This is a genomic window from Corynebacterium pseudotuberculosis (assembly GCF_002155265.1).
GTDB classification, from domain to species: Bacteria; Actinomycetota; Actinomycetes; order Mycobacteriales; family Mycobacteriaceae; genus Corynebacterium; species Corynebacterium pseudotuberculosis.
In genome coordinates, this window is the sequence record NZ_CP021251.1 from 799,536 (window position 1) to 817,212 (window position 17,677).

The 17,677-nt window shown below is 48.1% G+C and carries 13 protein-coding genes; 12 read left to right on the forward strand and 1 reads right to left on the reverse strand.

Annotation, left to right across the window (positions count from 1 at the left end):
* Positions 1-19: 19 nt before the first annotated feature.
* Positions 20-910, reverse strand: coding sequence for a class C sortase (locus CpATCC19410_RS03735; protein ID WP_013242729.1), 891 nt, complete (start codon positions 908-910; stop codon positions 20-22).
* A gap of 800 nt (positions 911-1,710) precedes the next feature.
* On the opposite strand from CpATCC19410_RS03735, the gene CpATCC19410_RS03740 reads away from it, so the two are divergent.
* The 12 genes from CpATCC19410_RS03740 (at position 1,711) to fbaA (ending at position 17,657) form a co-directional block, all read left to right on the forward strand.
* Positions 1,711-3,153 carry a SpaH/EbpB family LPXTG-anchored major pilin gene (locus CpATCC19410_RS03740; protein WP_014300978.1) on the forward strand — a complete coding sequence of 481 codons (1,443 nt, stop codon included), beginning with the start codon at positions 1,711-1,713 and terminating at the stop codon, positions 3,151-3,153.
* A gap of 230 nt (positions 3,154-3,383) precedes the next feature.
* On the forward strand, positions 3,384-4,343 hold the full coding sequence (locus CpATCC19410_RS03745) for a class C sortase (RefSeq protein ID WP_014401407.1): 960 nt from the start codon (positions 3,384-3,386) through the stop codon (positions 4,341-4,343).
* Positions 4,343-5,155: an LPXTG cell wall anchor domain-containing protein gene (locus tag CpATCC19410_RS03750; protein WP_013242726.1), complete on the forward strand. Its 813-nt coding sequence runs from the start codon at positions 4,343-4,345 to the stop codon at positions 5,153-5,155. Before CpATCC19410_RS03745 ends, CpATCC19410_RS03750 begins: the two co-directional genes overlap by 1 nt.
* A gap of 114 nt (positions 5,156-5,269) precedes the next feature.
* Positions 5,270-6,481, forward strand: coding sequence for a hypothetical protein (locus CpATCC19410_RS03755; RefSeq protein WP_013242725.1), 1,212 nt, complete (start codon positions 5,270-5,272; stop codon positions 6,479-6,481).
* Between the two features lie 149 nt (positions 6,482-6,630).
* Positions 6,631-9,021: a DUF6923 family protein gene (locus CpATCC19410_RS03760; protein ID WP_014522273.1), complete on the forward strand. Its 2,391-nt coding sequence runs from the start codon at positions 6,631-6,633 to the stop codon at positions 9,019-9,021.
* 949 nt (positions 9,022-9,970) lie between these two features.
* Positions 9,971-11,692: a glycerol-3-phosphate dehydrogenase/oxidase gene (locus CpATCC19410_RS03765; protein ID WP_013242722.1), complete on the forward strand. Its 1,722-nt coding sequence runs from the start codon at positions 9,971-9,973 to the stop codon at positions 11,690-11,692.
* Between the two features lie 424 nt (positions 11,693-12,116).
* A complete protein-coding gene (locus CpATCC19410_RS03770; protein WP_013242721.1) occupies positions 12,117-12,953 on the forward strand; it encodes a sulfurtransferase in 837 nt (278 codons plus the stop codon).
* Between the two features lie 10 nt (positions 12,954-12,963).
* Complete coding sequence (locus tag CpATCC19410_RS03775) at positions 12,964-13,962, forward strand: TtfA family protein (RefSeq protein WP_013242720.1); 999 nt, start codon at positions 12,964-12,966, stop codon at positions 13,960-13,962.
* A 48-nt stretch (positions 13,963-14,010) separates the two neighbouring features.
* Positions 14,011-14,556 carry an orotate phosphoribosyltransferase gene (pyrE, locus tag CpATCC19410_RS03780; RefSeq protein WP_013242719.1) on the forward strand — a complete coding sequence of 182 codons (546 nt, stop codon included), beginning with the start codon at positions 14,011-14,013 and terminating at the stop codon, positions 14,554-14,556.
* Positions 14,549-15,220 carry a TrmH family RNA methyltransferase gene (locus CpATCC19410_RS03785; protein WP_013242718.1) on the forward strand — a complete coding sequence of 224 codons (672 nt, stop codon included), beginning with the start codon at positions 14,549-14,551 and terminating at the stop codon, positions 15,218-15,220. The genes pyrE and CpATCC19410_RS03785 overlap by 8 nt, the downstream gene beginning before the upstream one ends.
* A 92-nt stretch (positions 15,221-15,312) precedes the next feature.
* Positions 15,313-16,455, forward strand: a complete 1,143-nt coding sequence (locus tag CpATCC19410_RS03790) for a glycoside hydrolase family 76 protein (protein WP_014300973.1) — start codon at positions 15,313-15,315, stop codon at positions 16,453-16,455.
* Positions 16,456-16,622: 167 nt separating this feature from the next.
* Entirely contained in the window at positions 16,623-17,657 is a 1,035-nt protein-coding gene (fbaA, locus tag CpATCC19410_RS03795) for a class II fructose-bisphosphate aldolase (RefSeq protein WP_013242716.1), read from the forward strand.
* Positions 17,658-17,677 lie beyond the last annotated feature (20 nt).

The following is a 17,677-nucleotide window of genomic DNA, read 5'->3' on the forward strand; positions in this document are numbered from 1 at the left end:
TCTTAGGGCCTCACGGAAACTAGTTTTTTGTATCTTTTCTGCTGAAGTTTTTACGCCACCAGAGTATGAGCAGAAGAATGGTAAGTACGGCAGCTGCAAGGATCGCCCACATCCACCATTGCATGTTTATTCCTGAGCTGTCCTCAAAAACTTTTTCTTCCTGTGGATCCATAGGTACTTGGTGCCCATGGACTAAAAGACGATGAGTGTTGATCCCATATGGCGTGCAGGTGACCAAAGTGATGAGGTCTTGCCCCTCAGTTCTTTGGAGTGCGTCTGTCTCTTCAGGTAGAACTACATTGATGCGATCAACTTGATATTTAAGCTTGTGTCCCGCGACAGCGATATAAAAGGCATCGCCCTCTCGAACTTTGTTCAGATTGTCCCACAAAGTGGCATTCTGCAAGCCAGTATGGGCCGAAAGAACAGAATTCCGATCAATGCCACCTACTGGTAAGTCGGTTCCAAACAAATGCCCAACGCCACGCTGTAAGGATTCCTCTGACGTTCCATGATAAATAGGCAGGTCCGACTTAATGGACGGGATTATGATGCGCCCCATGGCGTCGGTTTCATGTAATTGGTGAAGATACTCCTGATAAGGCTCGTTGTCCTTTGCTCGACGTGAAGCCCAGGCATCCAAGATCGGGCCTTGGGATCGATCAGCGTTATAACGGTGAGCCTCTTCCCAAGCCGTATCAAGTACATCTACCGGAACGCTTTTTTCTAACTTGGAATAAGCGTCTGCGGCTTGCTGCTGGATGATGTTATTCCATTGTGTCGCGATGACGGGGTAGAGGAGGACTCCCAGTCCAATAAGGATGATAACCACAGCTATTGCTGCGTTTCCTCTTTTTTGAGGTTGCCTGTTGGAGGTTTTCTGGGAGTCGATCTTTGCTCGACGATGCATGCTGCGCCTTATCTAGAACTCAAACGCTGAGCTCTCATGCACAGCAGTGATACTGAATAATCTAGAGATTGGTTGAGCAAACTAAAAATGCTTGAAAAGTTAAGCATCTTGGCCTGAACTCAATTAGCTGCAGAACATATGAAGAACATGTGCTTCGCATATGTAATTGTGCGCAATTTAAATTGAAATTTTAGAAATATGCTCATTTTTTGGACGATTTTCCTGTGCTTTTTCTTAGGAAAGGGGGAGGTGGAGGGCTGGGAGGGAGATTTCCGCCATGAAAAATTTGTGCGCAATTAATATTGTGCGCAATTCATTTATTTTTGCCTTGATTGTTCGCTTCTGGGGTGAGAATTTTTTATGAATGTATTAATAAAAATGCATCGACGGGGGTGGTGTAGGGTGAGGAAGGGGTTTTAGAAAATCAATATATAAACTGACGATATTAATACTTCTGAACTGCACTTATTCTAAGTATTGCATAATGATTAGCGCATAGTATTGCGTGACATAAAAGGGGTATGCTGTATCGAAAATTTATATTAAGTTGATTTGTCAACCATTAGGATAAGGTGAGATTCGACGATCCGATCTGTGATTGTGAACCTTCCACCTTTACTTCTTTTTGGTGTGATAGGGCACTCAACATTCCATCTCTTCTTTTGCCGAGATAAGGCATTTGCTCATCAATGCTGCCTAAAAATACGGTTCTACCTGGGGTTGAATGACGCATGAGAAAGTCGGTCGTTTGTTGGAGGCGAGCAGCGGGCTCGCTTGAAGCTCTTGAAAAAGGAATTTTCGTGAACAGGTTCTCTTGCGCTACGCGCTCTGTAACTTTTGCTGCAATTGTTGGTTTGTCTCTTGGACTCGGCGGGGCTCCGGCAGTCGTTGCCCAGGACATTCTTATAGCTGCTCCCGTGAAAGCAAACATTGATTTTGAAAGAAAAGGCTCCCTCACTCTTTATAAGAAAAGCGGCGCGGAATCGGGTGAGCATGCAACTGGTCACCTAATGGAGAATGTTCCTGGAAAGCCTTTAAATGGCGTGAAATTTAAAGCTACAAAAATCAATGTTGATCTTAAAACAGATGATTGGGCAAAATTTCCTAAAAATGCTGAAGATGCGAAAAATAAACTTACGACTGTAACCTATGAACAAACTACGACTGGTGAAGGGGTTGCAAAGTTTGGAGATTTGCCACTGGGTCTTTATCTTGTGGAGGAGACAGAGGCTCCTGAAGGGGTAGTGAAAGGGGCACCGTTTATAGTTTCAATTCCTATGGTAAGCGCTGCGAGCAATTCTTGGAATTACGAAATAGTTGCGTATCCAAAAAATTCGGAAACTAAAGTCGAAAAATCAGTGAAAGATGCTGATAAGAATATTCAAGATCTTTACCTCTATACGATTACTGCAGATGCTCCGAATTTTAAAGATCCAAAGAAGTTAACTAAGTTTATTTTCTCAGATAAACTTGATGATCGACTGGAAAATCCGAAGGCTACAGAAGTAAAAGCCGGTGATGTAACTCTAGCCGAGGGTGACTTCACTGAGTCTTTTGTTGATGGGCTCTATAAAGTTGAGATAAGTGAAAAAGGGCTTCTAAAAGTGGCATCTGGGGTGAAGGTCTCTTTGACCTTTAATGTCGCTCGTAAAGAAGTCGGAAATAGTGTTGAACTCGTTAACTCTGCTGATGTTATTTTTAATAACCCAAACACTGAGGAAGACATAACACAGAAGACAAACGAAGCTAAAACCTATCATGGTAAGTTAAAAATAGTTAAAAAAGATGCAAAAGAAATTGATAAAGTCTTGGAAGGTGCGACTTTTGAGCTTTATCGTTGTGAAGACCCCGATACACTGAAATCTAAAATATCCATCAATGGACAGTCCGCTTGGACCACTGGTAAAGACGGAACTGTCACCATTGATGGGCTGCATGTTACCGATGTCGAAGACAATGATAAGTTCATTGAAAAGAAATATTGCTTAAAGGAGACTGCGGCTCCTGCGGGTTATTCGCTAATGGAGAAACCGGTTGCTTTTACGATGACTCGTGATGAACTTGCACAAGTCGCAGAGGGTGATGATGCGGTGACCTTAGTTAAAAAGGTTGAAAACGTTAAACATGATACTCCGAATCTTCCAATGACAGGTGGCGCAGGTATCGGTATTCTTGCAGCACTTGGTGCTCTAATCATCGGTGCTGGAGCATGGTTGGCACGTCGTAACTCAGCTAAAAACTAGTACGGCATTTTCATTGTGGCTAGTTTTTAATGTTGTGTTTGGCATCAAATCAAAATAATTACTGGTCAGTAATGATTATGGGGTGGGAAGAAGCGGAAAATCGCCTCTTCCCACTCTCGGCTTAGTTCTGAAGACAACTGAGCAAAACCCACTTTTGATTATTTATTTCCTCTTGGCGCATTGTGGTCTGTTATAAACATGTGCTTCTGAGGACTTTTCGGGAGCAATGAATGCTAGACCCTGTAACAAAGACTGAACGGCCTAAAGTCGTTCATCGTTTGAAACAGAAGCGAGTTGGGAAGAAAAATAACCATGCATTAGCTGCGCTACTCGTGATTATTGGATTAATTGTCATGGTCTACCCAGTGGTTTCGACCCAATGGAATAATTGGAAACAGCAACGTGCAGCAGCAGAGTATGCCAAGATCGATAATTCAACGCCGAAGGTAGTTCATGAAGAAGCCTGGGACGCTGCTCATAAATATAACGAGGAGCGTGCACAAGGACCGATTCTTGATCCATGGGTTAGCCGTTTTGTCCCAGATAACTACGCGTATCAAGAATACTTAAGCGTATTAAATACGCAGGATGCAATGGGTCGTATTGTCCTTCCGTCCATAAAAACGGACCTACCTATCTATCACGGTTCGAGCGAGGATGTCTTACAAAAAGGAATTGGTCATCTTTTTGGATCCGATCTTCCAGTGGGCGGACGCGGGAGTCACTCGGTGTTGACTGGACATACGGGAATACCGACAGCAACACTTTTTGACAATTTAAATCGTGTTAAAGAAGGCGATGCTTTCTTTATTCACATCGCTGGACACAAAATTAAATACGAAGTCGATCAGATCAAGATAGTTCTTCCTAATGAGACAGAAGATCTAAAAGTTGAAGCCGGCAAAGATTTAATCACATTAGTTACCTGTACTCCCTACGGGATTAACACACATCGTTTATTAGTTCGTGGACATCAAGTTCCAATAGCCGAAGAAGAAAAAAGCATGCTCAACGAGGTACAGGGTGTCTCTTGGCAATGGTGGATGTATGCACTTACCGCAATATTCATCGTAGGAGTCATTGGGCTTATCGCGTGGTTAATAAAACAATCACGTGTGTCTTCTAAGCGGCATAAAGACTCTCTGATTGTCCCTGACTCCGAATCTACCGAGAATAAAACTGAACTGTGATGCAGAAGCAAAGAATCATATATAACGGGGTTCGCCGTAACCTGATGCTCGCCACCTCTATCGCTTTTACAGCTGGACTTGTATATGGGGGTGGGATGTTAGAACCGTCTATGAACAGTCTCATCCTTCCATCTGCTTCTGCTGCTGTTACCGGTTTCCCTAGACCAGTTCCTCCGCTCGAGAATATTGATCTTGAACGTAAAGCTAGTGTCACTATAAAAATCCCAGATAGTTCAAGTGGCACAAATGCTGGGCTACCTGGATATGAAGTAACAGTTATCTTGCTCAAAACTGATCCAATCAATACTTCAGAGGGATATGCCAAAGCCTCGAAACTTACTGTGGAGCAGGCAAAAAAACTTGAAGAGCTCAGACACTATTCTGGGGTGACTGATGCTAAAGGTGAAGCAAATTTTTCGGAACTTGTACCCGGTGCGTACCTCGTCACTACGAAATCGCCTAAGCCGGGAGACCGTAAGCCTCAAGAAGAAGTCCTTATTGCTCCGATCATAGGTGAAAACGGTGAATGGGATTATAGCTTCACTGCTGTAATGAAATTTAAAAACAACCCTAAGCCTGGGCCAACACTACCACCTTGGGTTCCTCCTGTAACGCAGACAACGCCACCACCTACCAAGGATGAACAGCCGCCTGCAAGTGATAATCCGGCTTCAAAACAAAATAAAAAAAGAGAAGCTTTGCCGCTTACTGGTGCAAGCGTTGTGGGATTGATCGTGATCTCGCTGTCATTGATCGCTGGCGGTTTTTTCTTGCTTGTCTCAAGAAAAAACGGTGAGAACAGTACTTACTGAAGAAAATTCCCACACAAATTTAAATAAGTTCGAACTACTTAATCTTATTAATACCTAAAGAATTATTTATCAATCATAGTTGATTGTGTTCTTTAGTCAGACGAAAGAATAAAAATGAGGATCTTGCTTGCACTGTGGCAGCCATCATTAATTAGGTGTTTTACCTGTTTTGGTTTAGTTCTTTTTTTACTATCTCTTCTTGTTGTTCCTTTCGCAACGCGTAGTCAAGCCGAAGAACTGTTAGCAAGTGAGATTGCTTCTGTCTCGGAGAAGTCTTCTGACAGGCAAGAAGTAGCTATGAAGATAGAAAACGACCTTCAAGCTACTTCTATAGTGATCGAATCCTCTGATTTAGATTCGTCTTTTTCAAGTCTTAACGACAGTGATTTTCTACTGAAAGTCGATGGAGTACAAGAAAGTAGCGATGGTTTAAAGTGGGATGTTTCATATGTGACCGCTGATAATCCATCTATCAGCGTTAGTTTCCCAGAGCGAACATTTAAATCGGGTAGCACGATAAGCATAGAACTTCCTAAAAATAAAGAATCAGAGGTTTTATCAGATGCGAACTTTATTATTCTGGGGACTCCTAGGGCAGAGGTTCCTTCTCGAAAGTTGCCGGTTATTGGTGATTCCGTACCATCAGCATCAAACTTGCAGGCTGAAGTTACTGGTTCTTTTGATGTTTCCACGGGGATCGTCACGGTCGAGGGGAAAATAAAACCTAATGAGCAGACTGCCGGTATTAAAGAAATAAGCATTACGCCCAAAACTGGTGAGTGGTTATTTACTCAGGGGGATGACCTGAGATTAGAGATTAACGGGGAGGCTGTAGATACATCCCTTTTTTCTGCATCGATTATTGATAAATCGATGGTGCTATCTTTTCCCGCTGATCAAGGGGACCTAATAAATGAAGAGGCCTCGTTCTCTCTGAAAATAAAATGGGATCCAAAAGCAAACAATTGGGTAGGACTTGATTCTGTAGTTACTGCGTATAAAGCAGAATTTTCTTTAGCTCAGCCGATGTTCGCTCCTCGTGCTCGGCTTGCTCGTGCAGCCTGTGAACCAATAGAAGCTAATAACATTATGGTAGCTAAGGATACGGGACCTACTAATCCCTACCGTGCTTCTTTTGTTCTTGGTAGCAACGGCGGCGGATTGATCTCTGGGTTTAAAGTTAATCCAGGACTTGGGGTGCTGCCATATATTCCCAATACTCAATCATTCACCCAAAGTACTTTACCTTACTGGATGTCTATTGAAGGCATTATTGATACCCGGGAAATACCGAGCCAAAATGTAAAATATGTTTTCCCAATGTAGGGGCTGTTTATTTACAATTTGAAATATCTGGAACAAATACTACGGATAAAAAATATCTTCGTATTTATAATCAAGATCCAGAGAATCCTAGTGTAAGAGATGGATCACTGTGGTATAGGTTTGTTGATTACCTGGGAAACCCTACGAAAATGGAAGTTCCAGAAAAAACAAAGGTAGAGATTCGCTTTCAAACAGGTTCTAAAATAAGCACTCCTAGTACGCCATCGGTTTATGTCAATGGTTGCGTTGAAGAATTTGAAAACACGGAACCGATAGCGCCTATCCCTCCTGTAGGGCCAAGTGTAGATCCAACCGTATGTTCGCCTAATGCTGAGGCGAAAGTATGGATTGGTATGTCGCAACATACCAATCGTGGTGAGACTTTCAATGATAGAAATTCAACAGATTTATACGTTCAGTCCTTTAATAGGAATACTGGATTAGACGAATTCAAACCGGTAGGAGCCAGGACACCGTGGGTTTATAACGCGATGGCATATAACCCCAAAGAAGGGTATATATATGCAATTAGTCAAGGCCGGCTAAAGACGCTTCAATCAAGTAAATTGCGAATTTATGATGAGGATCCTAACTATCCTGCTGGACACCTTTTGCAGATATCGCCAGTAAATGCCGGTGTGAAAGATTTGGGTGCTATTATTGGGCTAAACGGTAGTCGGTTGACGGCTTGGCCAAACGATTTATGGGGTGGAATGACCTCTGGAATTATCGATGGGAATGGCCGCTACCTTGTGTCGAACTCCTCTCAGTCGGGTACTCATAATTTATACACACTAGATTTAGACACTCGACTAGCTACTGTAGTTGCTAGTAATACTGCTTTTTCCAATGATTACACGTCTACTGGAAAAACCGATTCCAATTATGTGTGGGGAATAAAAAATTCTAGTAATCCTGCAGTTCTAGAAAGAATTGATGTTAGGGATGGAAGCAGGAAAGAATTCAGTTTAGACGGAGTTAAAGATCCATTAGGCCAGAACGTTGAAAAGGGCATTTATGGAACTGCTTGGACGTACGGTAATGGAAGTTTGGGGTTTGGAAATAACGCCACAGGCTCGGTTTATCAGATCGATATCGGAAACGAATCTGGTACGACAATTGATGATCTGCATTTAAAAATTGTTGCCAAACGTAAAGGTCCGACTTCCCAGAATAATGATGCTACTAGTAACGGTATTTTAAGTCCGGTTATTACCGACCTTAAAGTAACTAAGAAGCTGGAAAAGATTGAAGGCAATCAAGTTTCCTGGACCATTACGGTGGAAAATGTAGGACCGTGTCCTAGCTCTGGATTTACCTTGCAAGATGTTGTTCCTGAAGGATATGCAGAGGTAAAAGGAGATCCTCAAAGTAATGGTTGGTATCAAGATATTTCCGTAAACGGAAACGTGATCAACGCTTCGCATGGTCCTATCGCAGTAAATGAGAAAGCTACCTATAAAGTTACTGCTAATCAATCTATCTCTAATAATGAAAAATGCCTGCAAAATACTGCATCCATATATGCAAACGAGAAAGATCTTATAGAAGATAACAATGTTGCCTCCGATGGTGCCTGTATTCCTGCAATCACCAAAACGGTCGTAGACCAAAACGGTGATGAAAAAATTGATGGGCAAGACGGTAGTGTTGCTGCTGGAAATGGCCTCCGAAAGGTTACATATAAAATCGAGGTAAAGAACCCTAAGGGGTTCCCGGAAACAAAGTATTCGCTTACGGATACCCCGCAATTCGCGGATTCTGTAAAGCTTGAACGCCTTAAAGTTATATCGGACTATGGCAAGAAGAATCAAGAGGTGCAAGCTGCGGATATATCTGTTAACGGACTGGTCCTCGCGGAAGATGGCACTCCAATAGAAGGGAATGCATCAAAGGATACGGTTCACACCTACATGGTTGAGGCTTTCTATTCCGGTCCCGAATCGTCAGCTCATGACTCTACGGATGAGTGCAAAGACTCGACTCCCAAGTTTGGCCTGTTTAACTCCGCAAAACTAAAGGTCGGCGTAAGCGAAAAAACTTCAGAAGGCTGTGCGCCAATCGTTCGTAATGTTCCGATCAAGATACAGCTGAAAAAAGTGGATGCGGAGAATAAGGAGACTGAACTCCAGGCGACATTCGAGCTATACCGGGTAAGCGATGGAGGAAAGGTTGCTACCCTCCAGCCGCGGCCGAACCAGCAGGAGCAAACTGAAGTGGAGCCAGGGAAATATCGGTTGATTGAAACTCAATCGCCTGTCGGCTATCAGTTGTTGCCCAGGCCGGTGGAGTTTGAGGTGACTCGTACTGCAGATGGAAAGGCCGATGTCACTATCGATGCAGCCTCGTTCCCGCTGAGTAAGAGTGCAGATCAGGGCAAGGATCCGAATCTCGTTATCCTGACTGTCGCTGATGTGCGGGTAGGTACGCTCCCTAAGACGGGGGGACATGGAGTGGCTATTTACTTGGTAATGGGTGCGCTTTTGGTCCTTGTTGGAGTAAGCTGGTCCCTGTATCGCAATCAGTTGATATCAAGCTAGTATTCCCCCCTTAAAATACTAGCTGGGAAAATGCTGGTCAGTTTATTCTGGCCAGCATTTTCTTTTTGTCATTGTTTAAGCAGGACGCCCCTGGGCCAAGGTGGCTCAAGATGACGCATTCTTATTTTCTGATTCTGGGCAAGCGAAAAAATCATGTGGTGCTGCACAAGCTGCTGGGTAAGGGAATTGGCTATCGTGTCGCATCCGTTTGAGCCTCTAATATCTGCCGATACTCACCATGTGGGGGTAGGGGTATTCGGGTGGTTATTGCTCAAAAGTGCTGGTAGTTGCCTAAATTTCACGTTTTGATGAAAAAGTTTAATAAAAGTTTGGAGGGGGTCTTGTGTAAGTGGATCCCCATAGCTTATAGTTCTTTTTGGGCAGATACTATGTATTAACCATACAGTTATGCGAACTGCCTAACCTAGGGTTTGGCTTGTCCTTACGTATAAGGGTGTTTCCTATGTGCACCTGTAAGGGCAAGTCAAATCTTAAATAGAGGGGTTGGCGCGAGGGGCGCCTGGCGTTCGCGTAAAATGGGATAATTAGTGCATACTATGTGGCCCTGAAAAAGAATAGAAGGTGGTCTTTATGGCTATCTTCTATTCTTTATTTATTTTGGCATGGCTAAAGAGGTGGGGGACAGCAATTCTTATTGCTGTGAGTGATCTGAGATAAAAAACCTACGCTAGCGTATATTTTATTTTCTATATAAATGCTGGTAGAAGTGCATTAGAAATAAATGCTGGTAGAAGTGCATTAGAAAAAATTGGTGGTCGCAATCACGTTATTTTCGGAACCGTGAGGGAAAAACATACCTACTATGGGGGTCATAAGGCATTTAATTACAAGTACCAGCGGGGAACGTGGTGTGTGTTAAGAGCTACTTTCCATCGCGGTGCGCTAGTGGCTTGTTCTCAGGCAAGCCAGAAAAGGAGCATTGATCGGCATGGGTATGTCATTTAATCCTCAGGTTTTTGAACAGGCCTGGGACCGTTTCGGGTCAGAAGACTTTGACGTTGTCATTATCGGCGGTGGCTCCGTGGGTGCTGGTGCGGCGCTTGATGCTGCTACCCGAGGATTGCGCACTGCTGTGGTGGAAACTCGTGATTTTGCTGCCGGTACATCCTCGCGATCATCAAAGATGTTCCATGGCGGTTTGCGCTACCTTGCCATGCTCGATTTTAAGCTCGTGGCCGAGTCTCTCCATGAGCGTGAGCTCAACATGTCTGTCTTGGCGCCACACCTGGTCAAACCCCTAAAGTTCATTTTCCCCTTGACTCACCGGCTCTGGGAACGTGTGATGATGTTCGGCGGCTTTGCCCTCTATGACCTTATGGGAGGGGCTAAGAGTGTGCCGATGCAGAAACACCTCACCCGTGGAGGGGTCTTAAAGGCTGCTCCAGGGTTGCGTAATGATGCCATCGTTGGCGGTGTCCGCTACTACGACACCCTTGTTGATGATGCCCGCCACACGATGATGGTTCTACGTACTGCGGCGCATTATGGCGCGGTGGTTCGCCCATCGACTCAGGTAGTGGGCTTTGATAAAGACGCCTCTGGGCGGATAGTAGCCGCACAGGTACGTGATACTGATACCGGTGAGGTAACCACAATCCGCGGCAAAGTGTTTATTAACGCCACGGGTGTGTGGAATGACGAGGTAGAAAAGCTTGCCGGAGCTCGGGGCAAGTTCTCTGTTCATGCGTCCAAAGGCATTCATATTGTTGTGGAGAAGGACAAGCTCGATGCCGATGCGGCGCTGTGCTTTGTCACAGAGAAGTCTGTGCTGTTTGTTATTCCATGGGGTAATTATTGGATCATTGGTACCACGGATACCGACTGGGATCAGAAATTGTCCAAGCCCGATCCTGCTCCTACGCGTGCGGACATCGATTACGTGCTATCCCAAGTTAATCAGCGCGTAAACAGGAAGCTGGGATATGAGGATATCGTGGGGGTCTTCTCCGGATTGCGTCCACTGCTCAGTGGTAAGTCGGATGCCACGACGAATTTGTCGCGTAATCACGCCGTCGCTGTAGTAACACCAGGGTTGGTTTCTGTAGCCGGCGGAAAGTACACCACGTATCGAGTGATCGGCAAGGATGCCGTGGATGTGGCGCTTAAAGAGGCCAAGATTACTGCCCCGGAGTCTGTAACCGAACGTACTCCTATTGTGGGCGCTGACGGCTACCATGCGCTGGTTAACCAGGTATCCCTGTTGGCGGCTAAGTATGGAGTGGATGAACAGCTGATCACGCATATGCTCGGCAGGTACGGCTCCTTGTGTGAGCAGGTGTTGGCTCCTGGACTAGAGGATCCGCAGTTGCTGACTCCTGTGGAGGGTGCTGAGGGCTATTGCTGGGCTGAGGTACTGTATGCCGTCACTGACGAGGGTGCTTTGCACGTGGAGGATGTATTGCTGCGTCGTCTTCGCGTGGGGATGGAATATGCAGACCGCGGTGTAGGTGCTGTAGACGGCGTGGCTCGGCGGATTGCCCCATATTTAGGGTGGGACGAAACGCGCGTGGAAGAAGAGATTTCAGGATTTGTCGATCGCGTAAATGCGGAACTAGCTGCGGAAAAAGCATTGACGGATGTTGAGGCGAACACAATTATGACCACCGCGACCCAAACCCGTTCCAAAGTAAATCTGGACGTTGAGGGATAAATCGTAGAAAGCATGCTATAGTCGAAGACGGCTGTGGGCTACTATCCCAGCAAGCGTTGAGCTTTAGCAGTGGTTCAACGCGCGCGGCACTATGAACCGACGACATAGTGCCGCGTTTTCCTTTTTGTATGGGTTTTAGGCTTGGGGGAGTGCAGCTTAAGCGGGGGAATTTTATCGGCGCGGGACTTCTCTTTGAGGTATGGCGGTTTGTAAGCGTCGGAGGCCACCTACAAACCTGAAAAAATACTAAACTAAATATGTGCAAAATGTAAACATTGAATGGGTATATTTTTGCGCAAAATCCAATAGTGCAAAAACACATACTCAACATTTGTGCTGCATAGGTGGGTTTTGTTTTGTGACATAGACACGCTTGTGGGTATCCACCAAGCGAAAAATCGCGACGAACCTTAGACTTCTGAGTATGAGTATCACAATTAGCGTCGAAGAACTCGCACAGCGGATCAACACTGGTAGCAATAACATCATTCTTGCCAGCCTATGGTCGCCTCATGAGGGCGGAGGATATGCGCAGTTTAGTTCAGAGCATATTTCCACTGCGCGTTACTGTGACACAGCGTTTGCTTTGGCATCTGCTCCCAGTTCCAAGCTGGGCCGTAACCCGCTTCCCACCAAGAATATTCTGGACCAGTGGTTTATCCGCTGGGGGTTGACCGATGATCGTCAAGTTGTGGTGTATGACAATCACCGAGGCCTTTTCGCTGCGCGCGCCTGGTGGATTCTCAAGTGGGCCGGAGTCCCGGATGTAGTGATCCTGGATGGTGGACAACAAGCATGGGAAGCCGCAGGACATGAAACATTGGGCGGGCCAGGCAACCCACGATCATATTCCACCATTGAGCCAGAACTAGGCGGAATGCCCACCGCAACAATTGAAGATGTGAAGAGCCATACCGGGATACTCTTGGATGCTCGTGAGGCTAATCGCTTTGCCGGGCGTAAAGAACACCTTGACCTCAAGGCCGGCCATATCCCTGGTGCCGTCAATGTTCCTTCCAGAGATCTGCTTACCCAGGAAGGCCTGTTTAAAACTCCAGAGGAAATTCGCGCGGCATTTGCTGCTGTAGGGATTACTAGCGCTGATGATGTGATCGTTTATTCGGGGTCTGGTAACCATTCGGCCCAGGCGATCATCGCTATGAATATTGCTGGCATAGGAACGCCTCGGCATTACGTGGGCGGATGGTCACAATGGGCGGCGGATCCCAAGAACCCTGTTGAACATGGGGATGCGCGCTAGGCTTTAAGCCATGCTATTTCTTTTCGCCGGAATCGTCGGACTCCTTGGAGTTGGCCTGTGGCTGTTTGATCTTTTGCGTAATCGAACAGCCACAGCTCAGCAGACCTCAGACTCAGAAGAGAAAGGTGGATCGCCGAAGAAGCTTACGGCCATATCCAAAGGGGGACGGAAAGAGAAGAAAACGTGGGCGGAAGCTCACGGATTTGATTACACCAAAGAAGACGCTTTTCTTTCCGATGAATGGAGCCGAGAGGCTGCCGTAGACGGTGCGATTGCCCGCAACGTAGTGAGCGGCATCGCCGGAGGATATGAAATGTACCTCGTGGAATTGGGCGGGGTGAGCGTGATGGCGTTGCGCCGTGCTGTTAGCTCTGATGTGGTTGTGGTGGGGCGTCGAGAAGCCCACGAGGACACGGAAGACTTGAGACAAGTTAGCTGCATTGAGGGTTTTACCTTGTACAGCAATGATCAAGGCGCCACTGAAAGAATGCTGGATGAGCGGGTGGACAAAGCATTTGCAGATATGCCCAGCGCGGTGTCGGTGGTATGGGAAGAATCCGATTGGGTGTTGGCGCAATTGGAACGCGGCTCCACGCATGAAGACTGGGAGGCCCTCATCCAACCCCTCACCCTTTTTGCCGACGCAACTCGGGTATTGCCACCCCGCAGTGGTGCTACACAGCCAGTGGACTTTACAGACTGTGACCCCTCCCGGCCTATGCCGGATGCCCCTGAGACGGAAGAGGATGACTCGGAGGACGCGGTCCCGGTACTGCCGGTAGTTGCGCGCAAAGAAGATCCCGTTCAGCTGCCCACGCGTGCGGCAGCGCAAGCGCGAGGGGTGGTGGAACCCCGATCCGTGGGGAGTGATGAGGTAGCGGCCATAGCTAAGGGCGATAAACCAGAAACGGGGCGCTATAACGGAACCCGAGTTTTGCGCGATCTTAGTCAGGGCTCCACAATCTTTGAGGACCTCACCGAGGAACTCGGAACCGACCCTCTAAACTAAGTACTTAAAGCCCAACGGCAGTGAAAAATAAGGAGAGCTCCCGCACCCATGTCTATCAATGCAGCAAAGAAAAATGAACTGGCGGAACTGGTCAAAGAACTTGCCGTTGTTCACGGCAAAGTGACGTTGTCCTCAGGCAAAGAGGCTGATTACTATGTTGACCTGCGCCGGGCTACCTTGCACCATCGCGCATCGCGCCTGATCGGAGAGTTGCTGCGTGAGCTCACCGCTGACTGGGATTATGCGTGCGTTGGTGGGCTCACCCTAGGCGCGGATCCTGTGGCTACCTCCGTTATGCACGCCGAAGGTCGGGCAATCGACGCCTTTGTTGTGCGCAAAGAGGCTAAAAAGCACGGAATGCAGCGTCGTGTTGAAGGCCCTGATGTGGTGGGCAAGAAAGTCCTGGTTGTAGAGGACACCACAACCACCGGAAACTCTCCGCTAACAGCAGTAGCCGCGCTGCGAGAAATCGGTGCAGAGGTTGTAGGCGTGGCCACCGTGGTGGATCGCGCTACCGGCGCTGCCGATGTTATTGCTGCAGAAGGCTTGGAGTATCGCTACCTCATCGGACTCGAGGATCTAGGCCTTGTCTAACGTCACCTCCGCGCCGGGTCCTACAGAGTGGGGCGAAGGGCTGCACGGGGTTGGGCCGTGGGTAGAAGAACACCCTGGCGTACCGCACCCCCGTGAGCCGCACTACGATCCTGATCTCCTGGAAGCAGGGGATCGTCGTAACGTTGTGGATGCCTATCGTTATTGGTCGCGGCCTGCGATAATCAAGGACATAGACACCCGGCGGCATGCCCTGCACGTGGCGATTGAGAACTTTGAAAACGACGCGAACATTGGCACCGTTGTGCGCACGGCTAATGCGTTTGCCGTGGACACGGTGCACATTGTGGGGCGACGCAGATGGAACCGGCGTGGTGCAATGGTCACTGACCGCTACCAGCACCTTATGCACCATCCAGATACTCAAAGCCTGGTCGATTGGGCGTTATCGGAAGGCCTCACAATTGTGGCCATTGATAACACCCCGGGATGCATCCCGTTGGAGACCGCCGAGCTGCCGGAAAAGTGCATTCTCCTTTTCGGCCAAGAAGGCCCGGGGGTAACGCAGGCGGCACAAAAGGGCGCGCTGATGACTTGCTCTATCGCACAGTTTGGATCAACGCGCTCTATCAACGCTGGTGTTGCTGCTGGAATAGCCATGCATACCTGGATAAGGCAACACGCCGATCTGGGCAAAGCATGGTAGCCGGCTAGAGCTTTTGTCTAGTATTAGGGAGATGTTCCGTTCGGCCTCACCAGCTGGTGGCGGGCTTTTCTACGAGAAGAGTAGGTATCACGTTGAACGAAATATGGCTGCATCGTGCTGATCTCGCTGAATCTGCGATCAATGAGAGGCATGCATCGTCGTTGTGGGGGCTTCCTCATACGAATTTAGCGGTCGTAGCGTGGCCTCCAAATATAAAGGAAAAGCTCTTTTATCGGTGGCATTACTGGTGGCAAGCACATTATTTAGATTGCCTTGTGGATGCTGCTCTTCGTCGTCCCACCAAAGCCCGCAAACAAAGAATCCGGGAGACCATTACCGGCATCCAAGTGCGCAACCTGGGCAAGCTCACTCGCAATAATTATTACGATGATAAGTCTTGGTTGGCGCTTGCCCTGGACCGGGAACGTCGCATGCGGAGTCGAGGCAAACGCAAGAATATGCGTGCGCTGGAGGCCAACATCGCCGCTGGCGCTGATCCAGTGGTGGGTGTGCTGCCGTGGCGCGTGGGAGAACATTTTTTTAACGTGCCCACAAACGGCCCGGCGGCCATCATGTTTGCGCGCAACGGCGATATTGCTAAAGCGCGCGAGATCATCGACTGGATTTTTGACAATCTTATCGATGAAAAAGGCCTGGTGATGGATGGGGTGCGCATGAGTATGCGAGGCCCGGAGCTGGTTAAATACACGCATCCTTATTGCCAGGGCGTGGTTATTGGGGCATGCGTGGAGGTTGCCGAGGCGCTGCGCGCTGACCCAGCAACGTATGAAGACTCGATTACGTATTTAGCTCATGCGCGTGCCGTGATCCATGCAACGGCCAAAGAAATGACAACGCGATCAGGGGTGATCGACTGGGTGACCGGTGATGGCGACGGCGGACTATTCAAGGGGATTTTGGCGCGCTATCTTGCTGATGCCGCGGTGAGGCTGCCGGACGACAGCGACGCTAATCGCTCTGCCCGCAATATTGCTAAGCGTCTGGTTATGGCCTCAGCGGAAAGTGTGTGGAACCATCGCCTAGAGGTTGACGGCCTGCCCGTATTTGCTACCGACTGGACGGATGATGCAAAGCTTCCTCACAACTTTGGCGTGGGAGGCTCGGCGTTGAGCGACATAGTAAACGTGGTGCGTATCGACGAACGCGACCTATCCGTGCAACTATCGGGATGGATGCTGCTGGAAGCTGCCGCGCGCATAGTCGAGTCCGAATAGTTAGTTTGAATAGTTTCGGTTATGCCCGAATCTGTGTGATTTCTCTCCTAATTTTTTGGATTGAAGAGAAGCATTCTGCGGGGGTTGCTGGCATACTGGGATACAGGCTACGAGCAATCGTGCTCACAGATGAAACGAATTAAGCTAATCCAACTGGAGGATTTTTCATGCCTATCGCAACTCCCGAGGTCTACAATGAGATGCTGGATCGAGCTAAGGCAGGCGGATTTGCCTTCCCGGCTATCAACTGCACTTCTTCTGAAACCATCAACGCAGCTCTGAAGGGTTTTGCTGAAGCTGAGTCTGACGGCATCATTCAGTTCTCCACCGGTGGCGCGGAGTTCGGTTCTGGCCTTGCAGTGAAGAACAAAGTCAAGGGTGCTGTGGCTCTCGCCGCATTTGCTCACGAGGCTGCAAAGAGCTACGGCATTAACGTTGCACTCCATACCGATCACTGTCAGAAAGAAGTGCTGGACGAGTACGTTCGCCCGCTGATTGCTATTTCTCAGGAGCGCGTAGACCGCGGCGAGCTTCCGTTGTTCCAGTCCCACATGTGGGATGGCTCTGCGGTTCCGATCGATGAGAACCTTTCGATTGCTCAGGAGCTGCTCCAGAAAGCACGTAAAGCTCACATCATTCTTGAGGCTGAGATTGGCGTTGTCGGTGGCGAGGAAGACGGTGTAGAGGCCAAGGCCGGCGCAAACCTCTATACCACTCCAGAGGACTTTGAAAAGACCATCAACGCCCTAGGTACCGGCGAAAATGGCCGTTACCTGCTGGCAGCGACCTTTGGAAACGTCCACGGCGTGTACAAGCCAGGCAACGTTAAGCTGCGCCCAGAAGTTCTTCTGGAAGGTCAGAAGGTTGCCCGCAAGCTGCTCGGCCTAGACGATTCCGCTTTGCCATTCGACTTTGTCTTCCACGGTGGCTCCGGCTCTGAGAAGGAGAAGATCGAGGAGGCGCTCACCTATGGCGTGATCAAGATGAATGTGGACACTGACACCCAGTACGCATTCTCCCGTCCTATCGCTGCTCACATGTTCTCCAACTACGACGGCGTGCTCAAGATCGACGGCGAGGTAGGAAACAAGAAGGTCTACGATCCTCGTTCCTACATGAAGAAGGCTGAGCAGAGCATGTCTGAGCGCATCATCGAGGCCTGCCAGGATCTACACTCTGTGGGAACCTCGGTAACCAAGTAAGACTGAGTGTTGCGTAGATT